Raw genomic sequence first — 12,628 nt, 5'->3', positions numbered from 1 at the left:
CCAGGGTTATATTTTTAATAGCCCAAACTCCACCGGCAGGGTGACCTTCTGGACGCCGTTTCTGAGCATCTCTTTTGGCGGCGGCGGCAGCGGTCGGGCGCTTTCAAGCGCAATAAGCGCCGCCCGATCCAGCGACAGCGTGCCGGATGAGGTGACCAGCCGGGTGCTGAGTATTTCACCGCGCTCATCGACGCTGAAGGCGATAACGGCCGTCCCGGTGCGTTTGCGCCGCCTGGCGTCGTCGGGGTAGTTGCGCATTTTGTTGATTTTGCCCTTCACCAGTGATTCCCAGCTGATTTTACTCTGGCTGATGCTGGCGGCGTCGGTGTCCAGCGGCGCCGCACTGCGCTGCGTCCGCGCGGATTGTACCGGCGGGGCGGCCAGGCTGGTGGTGGTCGAGTTTCCCTTCTCTTCTTTACGCTCCTGGGCCGATTTCTTCTTCGTTTCGGTTCTCTTTTTGCGCTCTTTTTCCGGGGCTGCCGCCGCCAGCTTAAGCTCTGCGTCATCCTGCACGCGAAGCTTCGGCAGCGCTTTGTTACGCAGTGCCTTGCGTTCGGTCATGGCGTCTACCCTGCGCTGCTGGCTGACGCCCGGCGGCAGCTCGGGGCGAATGAAGGAGACCTCCATCTCGGGCGCGTATTCAATCATCACCGCGGCGGGCGTCGACTCGGGCTGCCTGAGGGAAAAATGGAGAATAAACGGCAGCACCAGCGCCGCGTGGAGCAGCACGCTGCCTGCGGCGCCCTTGAGCCACGGCGCGCGCGTGAAGATCGGGGGCGTATTCATCGCGCTCTTCATTTTACCGCCGGCACGGGCCAGATATAGTCAGCCTGTTTGGCCGTCAGGCTGGTGCCGTCGGTGGTGAGCATCACCACCAGCGGCTTCTCCGCGCCTAAATCGGCGAGATGCAGGGGCACGCCGACATCTTTGGCGGCATGGTAGCCGCCGGCAATCAGCAGCGCCGGGCGCGGCGCCTGGATGAGCTGTTTGGCCATAAAGCGATCGCGATTCTGCTGAATGGCCATCATCGCGATGACCTGCTCGCCGCTGATTTGACCGTCATGCATCAGGAAGATGATAGCCGACAGGGCTTCATGCACCTGCGGGCGGGAAGAGCGCTCTCCGCTCGGGAAAGCGGGGCGCTGATAGAGCTCGTTGACCTGCTGGCGGCTAATGTTGGCGGCCATCAGCGGCCAGGGGCCTTCGAGGGCCGTCATCACCAGGTCACGATAGAGATCCCACGGCCAGCCGTTGTTCCAGCGCATCGTTTCCGCCGCGCGGGTGGCGCTGACCGGCGCTCCGGCCGCGCTGGCCTGCTTGACCCGGTTGACCGCCTCCTGCTGGCTGATATCGATCATCTCCAGCAGTACGCTGCCCTGAGGGCGGGATTGCGCCAGATTTTTTAGCAGCCACTGCTCAATCTGATGATGGCGGACGTTGGTGTGCTCTTCGCCGACGATGACTAGCGGGGCGCTGCGTATCCTGGCGATAAGCTGCGCCGGCGTCAGGGTGCTGCCGGAGGCTGTATCCACAATACAGGCGCAGGCCTGAAACGGGGCTGGCGTCGTCGAGGACGCCCCGTGGCATGCCGTCAGGGCCAGCGTGCCGCTAACAACCAGAGATTTTAACAAGCATTCCATATTAAACATAAATATCCGTTTTCTGTTTTATTGGTGGTGTTTATTTCTATGCTGAGTATTTTTGCAGAATTATATGTAACAATGATAATGATTATCAAGATCATTCGTATTATCATTTGCGGTGTGGGTTTAACCGAAACGTCGGGCCACGCGGCAGGGGTGTTGCACGGAGGGGCTGGAAGCGGGGAGCGTCAAACGGCGGTCGGGTTCGCGTCCTTCCCTGGACGGAACCCCGGCGTATTTTAGCCATCCGTGGAGCGGCTGATCTCCTCCCAGGCATCGATCCCGGCGCTCATCTGCTGAAGCTTCTCCTTAACCAGGGTCACCGCGTCACTCCCCAACAGCAGCGACGCGGGAGGGGCCGGATGCTGAATCAGCGCCAGCATCGCCCGCGCCGCCCGATGCGGATCGCCCGGCTGGTGGCCGCTGCGCTGCATCCGCGTTTCGCGAATGGGGCCGAAGCTGAGGTCGTAATCGTCTATGCTACGGGCTGTGCGCACCATTGAGCGTCCGGCCCAGTCGGTGCGAAACGATCCCGGCTGAACCGCCGTCACCGCGATATTAAAGGGCTTAAGCTCTTTGGTTAAGGTTTCGGAAATACCCTGCAGGGCGAACTTACTCCCGCAGTAGTAGCTGATGCCGGGCAGGGTGATGAATCCGCCCATTGAGGTGATATTCAGAATGTGACCGGCGCGGCGCGCGCGGAACCAGGGTACAAAAGCTTTAATCATCGCCACCGCGCCAAATACGTTAACGTTGAATTGCGCCACAAGCTCCTGGAGCGGCGACTCTTCCATGATCCCCTCATGACCGTAGCCGGCGTTATTGACCAGCACGTCAACCGCGCCTATTTCCCGCTCTACGGCATCAACAAGCGGCGGGATGGCGGCAAAATCGGTGACATCCAGCACTCTGCCAAAGCACTGACCCGGCGACAGGGCCTCAAACTGCGCCCGGTCGCTCTCGTTTCGTAGCGTTCCGACCACCCGATGTCCGGCGCTGAGCGCCTCTTCGGCCAGCGCCCGGCCAAATCCGCTGCTGACGCCGGTGATGAAAAATAGTTTTGCTGATTGCATATCCACTCTCCTTCGTTAAGTTGAGCAGGCAGAATAGGGCCGAACGGCGGTATGGCGTAGCCCCGATCCTCTTTGGTCTTTGCCTGTTCCTATGAGCCGTCTGGACGCGACTGGCTGGGAGTGGCACACTTCGCGCAGGTTCCCGCTTCTTTAACGCAGGCTCTATGACAACGACCGATGACCGGCAAATGGTGATGCTGCTGGACCGCCTGACCCCGCAGGAGGGCTACAACCTTACCGCGCTGCCCGACGTCCGCTTTTTGCGATCGAACCGACCGCTGCAGCGCACGCCGGTTTTATACGAACCGGGGATCGTTATTGTGGTGCAGGGGAGAAAGCAGGGGTTTCTCGGCAATGATGTCTATTTGTATGATGCCCGGCATTATCTGATGGTCTCCGTACCGGTGCCGTTTACCATGCAGACCGATGCCAGCGCAGCCGAACCGATGCTGGCCATTTACATTCGCCTGGACTTCACCTTAGCTGCAGAGCTGCTGCTGGAGCTTGACGGTCGCGGCGCCCCCGTCGCCGGCGCGCCGCGAAGCATGATGTCGAGCCTGATGGATGAGCAGGTCGGCGGCTCGGTGTTACGCTTTCTGCAGATTATGTCTTCGCCGCTGGATGCGGAAATGCTCGGACCGTCGATGCTGAGGGAGATCTATTACCGGGTACTTACCGGCGAGCAGGGACCGGCGCTGCGCAGCGCCCTGCGGATGCAGGGCCAGTTTGGCAAGGTGGCGAAAGCGATCCGAAAAATCCATGCACAATACGCTGAGAGCCTTGACGTTAGCGCCCTGGCAAAAGAGGTCGGGATGAGCGTTCCGACCTTTCACAGCCACTTCAAGGCGGTAACCAACACCTCGCCGATGCAGTACCTCAAATCCACGCGCCTGCATCAGGCCCGGCTGCTGATGCTGCGCGGCAACCTGACCGCCTCCGCCGCCGGCGTGCGGGTCGGCTATGAGAGCATTTCTCAGTTCAGCCGCGAGTTTAAGCGGCTTTTTGGCCTGACGCCGGTGCGTGAAGTTGAGCGCATGAAGCGCAATTTTTCCCTGCCCGCCCCGGTTACGCCCTCCGCGTTTGTCTCATCGCATTGAGCTGTCCGCTGGGGAACATTCTGCGGCCCAACGCCCCGCATACGCTTTATCATCGGCCCGCACTATTCGTTTTTAATCTCCGCCGGGCGCGGCGGATAATAAACAAATTAGCGCTTGATTATATTACAACTCTTTGCCCATCACGCTTTATTAAATATGTATGTACGATGCATTATTAATTACGTTCCAAAGAAACTAATTCTCCCGTTCTGAATTATTTTTCATATTAAATTAAAGATCTTCTAAGATACAATTTAATTCATTTGTAGAGAATTTTGCGATAAAATCCTGGAAAACGAATTTATCGCAGAGTGGCTGTGCTGCAAAACACCTCCGCGCCTGCCTTCCGCTGATGTTGATTCTGCGGCCTGCCGCAGAAAAGACGTTTCTGGAACCCGTCTTGATTTTGTTTTAATCAACGCTATCTTTGTATTTCCATTACCTGATGAGCTGGAGGGTTATATGCCTTCTCCAAAGGATCCTGATATTTTTGAAGTGCCTGAAATACAATCTCAGCAATTAACGGCGTCGCAATCAGATAAAGTCCAACCCAATGTTAATTTATTTCGCGGAGAGGTGGAGCTGTGTGTTCCTTTGGTTAATTTAGACATGAATAACGGGCTGTCTGTAAAAATTGCGGCGCAGTACGGCAGCAACGTTGGGATGATTGCCAGCAACTGGAATCTCGATGCGCCGACGGGAATATTAGGCATGGGCTGGACGCTTCCTCTGGAACGTATTCACGCCGAATACTCCGGCTCAGCTAGCTGGAGCGATGTGATTCTGTATTACGTTCGCGATGGCGTCAGCAATCGGCTATATCGCAGCCTCAACCCCTGGCAGCGCGGGGAGCTTCCCATCAGCTATCGCGCCGAGATGGACGAGCGCGCCCCGTCGCCGCAGCTGATTTCCGCGCTGGCGCAGCAGGGGCTCGCGGTTTCGGCTGAGGCGCTTATCGTAGCGGTCGAGGGGGCGGAACAGTGGACAATCAGCGACCCGCTTAACGAACTGGAACTAAATATTAGCGCCACACAAAGCAGGTTGATTATTTATGACGGGGGTTATCATTACGAATTACAAAGCTTTACCTATAGCCGTATTAGTTACTACCCGCGCTATGAACGCTGGAGTATTGTTGATAAACAGGGAATAACCAGTAGCTTTGGCGGCGGAGTGAGCCAGCAAAACGATGAAAAAAATAATATGGCGCAAAGCATTGAGTGGGCAGTTAAGTGGGGGAACTGGCACGGCGCGAGTATTGTTACCCATCACAACCAACGACGCACGCAGCAGCAATATCCGATATCCTGGTATTTGACCAGCTCAAGCAATAGCTGGGGGCAAAAAAATAATTACTACTACCAGCAAACTCGCCAGTCGGTGGGTGCCGATGGCCTGAGCTATACCAAAGCCATTTATTTAAGTCGAATTGTCGATTGTTTTTCAAGGGAAGTGCGACTGAGCTATGCCGATAAAATATTCGAACCGGAAAGCGCCAGCGGTCGTCGTGAATATATGGATGCTAATAAATCCATTCCGAATAATGTTCCTGATGCCTTTCAGTCGAAATATGAAAGCAAATATCTGAATTATATTGAGGTTGTTAATGAGGATGCGGATTTATTATATACCGTGCGCCTCGGCTACCGGCTTGATACCTTTCTGACGCTGCCTGAGAACGCCTCTCCGCTGCTGCGAGGTAATGCCTGCAAGCGGCTGTTAACCTCGGTGGTCGTCGAACAGGCCAACGGCGCGGCATTACCCGCAGAGACCTTTGATTACTGTTCGGCCAGCGATCCGAACCCGGGCGCGCTCAGGACCCACGTTTATCCGGAAGGTGCCACGGTCTGCTATTTCTATGAAAAACAGGATTTTCCGGAGAATGCCAGGACCTTGCGCGTTGACTCGCCGGTGCCGGGCAGCGAACCGCGCATCTGGTTTGGCCAGGATTACGCGGTGCTGGTCTGGTATAACGGCAATGACCAGAGCGGCCAGATATCCGTTACGGTATACACCTGGTGCGGGCGCTGGATCGCCTGGCGGCCTGCGGTTCCAGCCTTTGGCGATACCCTGAATCTTGAACAGCTGCAGGTTCATAGCCAAAACGACTTTTTTACCCTCTCATGGCCGCGCGGTAACGGCCTCTCATCGGCCGTTTACGCCTACCATCGCGACAACCGGATCCTCGGCAACTGGCTGGAGTATGACGCAAACCCGGTGGTGCTGCCGACGATGTTCCTTGAGGTCACCGCGGGCAGCCGATTCTTTGTGCTCAATGACTATCACAGCAATATCGTTACCCGTTTTACGTGGGACAATCTGGCGCGCCGTTGGCAGAAAGCGGTTATTTACGACGGCAAGGGGGTTATCCCAGGGCAGGGTCGATACTGGCTGGCGGCCAGCGGGAATATTCTGTTTGTCCTCAAATACGACATTACGGGGGCGCCGGGCAGTAAAAATAATCATATCGATCTGCATTGCCTGTCTGAGGTTAACCAGTGGCGGCTGCAGGACAGCCAGCCCGAGCATCAGATCAGCATCGCCGGCACGCTTCTGGCGGCCAATTTCGCCTTGTCCTGCGCCCCGTGGGTTTGTGCGGCAAGCTATGTAACCCATCAGGCGGAAACCTCCTTCGACTATGCTCTCTCCCTGTTCACCTGGGATGAGCACGAGCGCTTTAATCCGGTCACCACGCGTCAGTATCGCCAGCTTTGCGCCAGTACCGCGGTGAAAAATGTCGCCTGGGTTGCCCAGGTGACCCCGAGCGGATTGATTGCCAGCGGCCCGAATTTACTGCGTTATACCGGCGTTGACTGGTTAGAAAATAGCGAGCTGCAAATACGTACGGTGCCGGATGACCAGAGCCTCTACTGGTTTGCCATAGGTAATGACCTGGTGCTCAAGTGCGAGAATACGCCTGACCGTATCGTCGGCATGGCGCAGGTTTTTGATCCCAATACGACCTCTTCGCAGTGGCTCACCGCGCCGATCTCACTGTATGACGCCCAGCCCGCCCAGCCTCGTCTGAGCCACTACTACCCGACGGTGAGCAATGATTTCGTGTCGTTTAACACCGGCCTGTACTATCGGGGCGTCTCCACCGACTGGGTCGCGCCGCTGCAAATGCCGCTCCAGCCGCTGCTGCCGGCGAATGCCAGCATCACCTCGCTTATCAATCAGGCCCCGGGTTTTATGGTCTGGCTGCGCCAAAACGAAGAGGTGGCGCAGAATACCCAGGTTTACCAGCTAAGCAACGGGACGGTGCAGAATGCGGGCATTCTCAACAGCAATTTCTATCAGCTAATCGATGCCCAGGGGCAGATGCAGAACAGGAACGGACAAGCCCCTTCTGGCCCGGACAGCTTTGTCACCTACTCGCCGATGAACGCGGCCTTCAGCCAGGCAAGCAGCCTGTTTCTGCACCGCTATTTGCGCAAATCTCTGTCGGAAAATCTTAGCGCCCGCGCGGTCTATAAGGTGGAGATCCAGCGCGGCATGGATACCGTCACCACGTACTATGATTTTGACGCCGCCTCGGCCAGCGTTGATAGCTCCGGCACGGTGGCAAAATTCTATCAGGTCAGCTCGTGGGTTGAAGATAAACAGACCTGCGGCTATGAAACCTACCGCTACTTTAACGGGATTGCGCAGAATCTACCGGGAGAGAATCCCCGCTCACCGGCGGTACTCGACGGACTGCTGATTGAGAAAATCGGCATTGATGCCGGGGGGCAGGTTGTCAGCAGCGAGCAAACGGAATGGCAGGCGCAAAATGCCATTTTACTGACGCCGCAATCGACGCAGGAGAGCCCGATAAACGGCGCCTTTGTTCTGGCGAAAGCGAAGCAACAGACCCTGGATGGCGTCAGCACCCGCAAAGAGAGCCGCTACGATATGGCTACCGGGGAGGCCGTTGCGCAGCAGTCCGAGTCCTACAACGTCGAGGGTGTTAAAGAGACCCGAATCCAGACGATGCGGCTGGGCTGTCAGGCTTACCCCGAGCTGTTCTATGCCAACGTGCTGTCCGCCGTCGTTCAAACGCAAAAGAGCACCCGCCTCGGCGACGCCGAGGCCATTATTGAATCGGTGGTGGCCACCACCTGGCAGCCCTCCGACGGACCGCAGATTGCTGACGGAGTGCGGCTCGCGGTGATGGCCGTTGCGGCGCACTATCGCTGGCTTGGCGGCGAGGAACCGCCCGACTTTAACTTTAGCGCCTGGCGCGGCGATCGGGCGCCGCCTTACGATTTTTCGCAGTTTACCGGCTGGCTGTGCCAATCCCGGGTGGGGGTGCGCAGCGCCGCCGGGCTGGTGATGGAAACGGAGGACGTGTCGGGAAATACCGAGACGGCGCTGTACGACGCGCGACAGCAGTATCAGGTCGCGAGGATACAAAATGCGAGCAGCGCACAGCAGGAGTGCAGCTACTACGGATTTGAACGCTACGAGGATCCGCAGTGCTGGCAGCCAGCCGGCGGCGCGGGGATAGTCTCTGGCGACTGTTACACCGGCAATGCCAGCCTGCGACTGATTTCCGGAGGCAGCCTGCGCGGCGTGCTCTGCCCGCAGCGTCAGGACCGGACCTACGTGCTGGGGTTCTGGTACTGCACGGCGGACGGTTTTTCCCCGGCGGCGCAGGCCGGGTGGCAGGCGGTACTGCGGGCGTCGGGCGGCGAAACCGTTGCCAGCTTCTCCTTCGATTTTGCCGCCACGCAGGGGGAGTGGCGCTACGGCTATCTGCGGCTCGATCTCGCGGCGTACGCGCAGTCGGGCGTGCTGCAGGTGGTGCTGGAGGCCATAAACGCGACGGCGCAGGCCGTGCTGCTCGACAACGTGCGGTTTGTTCCTGCACAAAGCCGCTTTGCGGCAACGGCGTATAGCGTGAAGTACCGGCTGCGTGCGAATCAGCTGGGGGCCGGCACCATGATGCGGCGCTACTATTACGATCGCTATAACCGCTCTGCGGGCACCAGCGATGACTATCTGAACGCCGTCAGCACGCTGACCTACACCTTCTTGTCTCGTCAGGCGCACGCGGCGTTTGCACCGGGTGAACCGAATCAATCTCTAACCATCAGCGCGCTGGGCGGGGGGGAGATGACCACCTTTAGCGAAGGGGAAACGTGGCGGCGTACCTGGCAGCTCTCGGGAAGTCCCGAAGAGTGGCGAGTCGACAGCGGGCAGCTATCGCATATCAACCCGGCGCAGAGCGGTTCGCTAAGCAGCCCGCAGCAGGATAAGCCGTTCGCGCTTTCTTGCGAGCTGTTCAGCGTCGCGGGAGGCGCGCCGCAGTCCGCGGACGATTTCACCCTTTCCGTAGGGGAGGCGGTGTCACTCAAGTGGTCAGCGGCCGCCGCGGCCTGGCGCGGGACGCTGGCCGGCCAGCCGCTGACGCCCGTGGTTGAGCAAAGCCTGGTGCCGCAGAGCTGTCTGCTGATTTGCACCCCGTCAGCGCTGCTGTTTTATGCCAATAACCAGCTGATATTCAGCGCCACGCCGGGGGGGGCCGTCGGCCAGAGGGTGACTATCTCCACCGGCAAAAATGCGCTCGGGATCCAGAACCTCGCCCTGGTGCGGGAGCCTAAATTCAGCGTGGTGTTTCAGGATGGGGCGGCCTATGCGCACCAGTACCAAACGCTTTTCGAGGCCAACGCGCTTGTCCGCCAGGCGATCTACAGCGCACGCGGCCAGCGGATTGTGGTCACCAAAAACGGCCTGGCTCGCTTTGGTTCCGTGGGGATGTCGCGCCCTCTGATGCGCTATAACCCGGATTTTGTCCAGATTGATGACTTCCTGACCCACCTGGATAGCAGCGGCGCCATGCAGGGTGAGATATCCCAGTACTACAACGGGGAAAACGGCGTTTCAGACGACCTGCAGTACCCCTATTTGCGCAATCGGCTGGAGGCATCCCCGCTGGCTCGGGTCGTGGAAGTGGGGAAACCCGGGAAGCGTTTTGCGATCGCCGATATGGCAACCACGCCGGAGGAGCAGCGGCATACGCTGAAGTATCGTTACGGGAATAACGGCAATATTCCCCTGGCGGCAGCGCAAGGCTTGCCGGATAAACGCTATTTTGTGCAGGTACAAACCAGCCCCTTAGGCGTCAGCAGCAGCCTGCTGCTCGATAGCAACCAAAATGAAATTATTCGCACCGGTAGCGGGATCGTCAGCAAGGATCTTCTCTCGCTCAACGCCGAGGGCCGCCTGACGCGACACGCTTTTCCCAACCAGTTTGCCGATAGCATTAGCCAGAAGGCGGCGTTTTTTGAACTGCAGCAGTACGATCGCCTCGAACGGCGCGTGCGCTTGTCCCACCCTGATATGGGTGAGGTGAACTATGTCTATAACGCCGCCGGGCTCATCCGGTTTATGCAGGATGCGCAAGGCGCCAGCGCGGGATATTACGTCTACTTTAAATACGATGGCTTGAACCGGCTGGTGGAAAAAGGGATCTATTCCGGCCCGTGGCAGGCCAGCGTTCTGCGGGGCAGGGCCAATCAGCCGCAGTGGCCGCAGGCGGACGCCGCGCAGCGGATCCAAAAGACGCTTCAGTACGTCGGTTACGACAACGGGGATATCAACGGCCTGGGTAAAGTGGAACAGACGCGGGTTTTTAACGCGCTGAATACCACCGTCAGCCAGGAGACGCTGCGCTACGACAGCTGCGGTCGGGTGGAGCACAAGCGGGTGCAGCTGAGCCAGGAGGGTCAGCTCCTCGATGACAGTACAACCTCATTCAGCTACACCTTCGGCGGTAAGATGTCGCAGGTGATTTACCCCAAAAGCGACCGCAGCGGGTTCCCTGCGGTATGTTATCAATATGATGAGCTGGAGCGGGTGGTCGCCATTGGATCGCCGCAGGCGCCGCAGCTGTATCAATCTTTCCGCTGGGCGCCGGATGATAATCCGCTCTCTGGGACCCTGAATGCCGGGCTGCAGGAGCAGGATTTTACCTACTACTCGCCGGGATGGCTGCAGGCCAATACCGAGCCCCAGGCGCATCAGGGCTTTGAAGAGAATATTCTCAGCCGCTATGACGATGGCAAGGTGCAGGAGGTCGAATCCCGCTTCAGCGGCGAGTCGGCTCAGGGGCTGAATACGACGGTATCGGTGAGCTACGATGAGCTCAACCGCGTTACTCAGGCCCTCTGTCAGCAGCAGAACCTGTGGGATCTGCGCAACGTTACCTACGATCCCAACGGCAATACGCTCTCGCGCATCGCAGGCGGGCAGCCCCAGCAGCTCAGCTATGTGCCGGGAAGCGACAAAATCGCCAGCCTGAGCGGTGCTGAGAGCGCCGACTGGGATTTCACCTATACCGCAAGCGGCGCGGTGAAAACGGTCAGTCGTTCAGAGACGGCGGATCGCAGCAGCCTGACGTTCGACTACGTTGCCGGCAGCCTCCAGGTCGCGTCTATATCCCTCAGCGCGGATGACAAGCAGCTGCAGTTCGCCTACGGCAATAAAGGGCTGCGGGTCATGAAGCAGCTTATCGCCGGCGATCGGCAAATAATCCGGCGGATCTACCTCTTCGGTCTCGACGCGCAGCCGTTGTCAGAAGTTGTCGGAAATGACGTCACGCATTACGTCTACGGCCCGCAGGGTCTGGTCGCCTTCTTCTGCGAAGGGCAGCGCTACGCGGTCATCAAGGATCACCTCGGATCGGTGCGCCTGGTGCAGGATAGCCAGGGCCTCGCCGTGGCGCAGTTTACCTACGACAGCTTCGGGCGGCTGGTCGGCAGCGTCGGCAACACTGGCCTGCTGCGCTACCGCTATACCGGCCAGGAGTGGGACGAAGAGACCGGGCTATACAACTACCGGGCGCGCTTCTACAGCCCGCTGACCGGCACGTTCTACGCGGTCGATCCGAAGAATGAAACGGCCAGCCCTTATCTGTATACCAGCAACGATCCCTTTGATTACACCGACCCAACGGGAGAGTCTCTGCTGGGCGATATTTTCAGCTGGATTGGCCAGGTGCTGATCTCGACTCTGGAGATCGTCGCGGCTGTGGCGCTCGATGTGGTAACCGACGGTGCCGCCATCGCCACGCCACTCTCTGGAGCGCTGCTCGGGGCGGGATTGAGCACGGCGGCGGCGGAGGTGGGGGCGGCTGCGCAGCATAAATCCCTGAGCTGGGCCGACTTTGGCGAAAACCAGGCCGTAGGCGCGGTGTCGGGAGCCTTTACCTCAGGCGTCGGCTCTCTGGCCGAGGGCGCGGGCAACGCCGTGGGAACGGTGGTGCAGAGCTCTCTCAAAGGCGGCGTCAACGCGGTGAAAGCCGCCAACTTCGTCACCCGGGTTGGCGTCGAGGCGGTAGGCTCTACGTTGGGAGCGGTGACCGGGAAAATGGTTGAAAACGGCATCAACGGCAATAACGTGGCCCTCGGGCTGACCAGCAGCTTTGGTATCGGCCTGGTCAACGGCGTCACCGGCAGCCTGATGACCAACCTGGGCAAGGGCTTTCTGGGCGCTCAGCCCACCTGGCGGGATAAGTGGATCGTGGCCGGGGTAACCGGTGCTGCTGCCGGCGGTACCGGTGCGCTGGTAGCCAACGGCCTGAATGATGAAAAAGTGAATGGCGTGAACCTTGAAATTGCCTTCTCGCTTGGCGCGGTCGGGGCGCTGGTCTCCGTCAGGCCGAACGCCCGATTTGCGCCGGACCATGCGGGGCCGACCGTCGAACGCCCGGCGATTAACGACGGCGATATGGGAAATCGATTTATTACCAACGATATGCTGTAAACCCAATAACAAAAGAGCCACAAAGCATCCCTTTATGGCGCGGATTTGTGCACGCCACAAGCAGGAG

Annotated in this window: 5 protein-coding genes; 2 read left to right on the top strand and 3 right to left on the bottom strand. The window is 58.7% G+C overall.

Annotated elements, in window-relative coordinates; genetic code table 11:
* Nucleotides 1–6: 6 nt before the first annotated feature.
* The 3 genes from RTE01_RS18075 to RTE01_RS18065 form a co-directional block, all read right to left on the bottom strand.
* On the bottom strand, nucleotides 7–786 hold the full coding sequence (locus RTE01_RS18075; protein WP_255313542.1) for a TonB family protein: 780 nt from the start codon (nucleotides 784–786) through the stop codon (nucleotides 7–9).
* An 8-nt stretch (nucleotides 787–794) separates the two neighbouring features.
* Nucleotides 795–1,640 (bottom strand): ChaN family lipoprotein, encoded by an 846-nt coding sequence (locus tag RTE01_RS18070; protein WP_255313544.1) that lies wholly within the window; start codon nucleotides 1,638–1,640, stop codon nucleotides 795–797.
* 242 nt (nucleotides 1,641–1,882) lie between these two features.
* Complete coding sequence (locus tag RTE01_RS18065; protein WP_134526362.1) at nucleotides 1,883–2,716, bottom strand: oxidoreductase; 834 nt, start codon at nucleotides 2,714–2,716, stop codon at nucleotides 1,883–1,885.
* Between the two features lie 164 nt (nucleotides 2,717–2,880).
* Between RTE01_RS18065 and RTE01_RS18060 the strand changes: the two genes are divergently transcribed.
* Together RTE01_RS18060 and RTE01_RS18055 are read left to right on the top strand one after the other, a co-directional pair.
* Nucleotides 2,881–3,813 carry an AraC family transcriptional regulator gene (locus RTE01_RS18060; protein ID WP_134526359.1) on the top strand — a complete coding sequence of 311 codons (933 nt, stop codon included), beginning with the start codon at nucleotides 2,881–2,883 and terminating at the stop codon, nucleotides 3,811–3,813.
* Nucleotides 3,814–4,422: 609 nt separating this feature from the next.
* Complete coding sequence (locus RTE01_RS18055) at nucleotides 4,423–12,561, top strand: RHS repeat-associated core domain-containing protein (protein WP_170197857.1); 8,139 nt, start codon at nucleotides 4,423–4,425, stop codon at nucleotides 12,559–12,561.
* Nucleotides 12,562–12,628: the final 67 nt, after the last annotated feature.

Source organism: Klebsiella terrigena (assembly GCF_006539725.1).
In the GTDB taxonomy this organism is placed as follows: Bacteria; Pseudomonadota; Gammaproteobacteria; order Enterobacterales; family Enterobacteriaceae; genus Klebsiella; species Klebsiella terrigena.
Note: the sequence above shows the minus strand (reverse complement) of the source record. Positions and strands in the feature narration are given on the sequence as shown.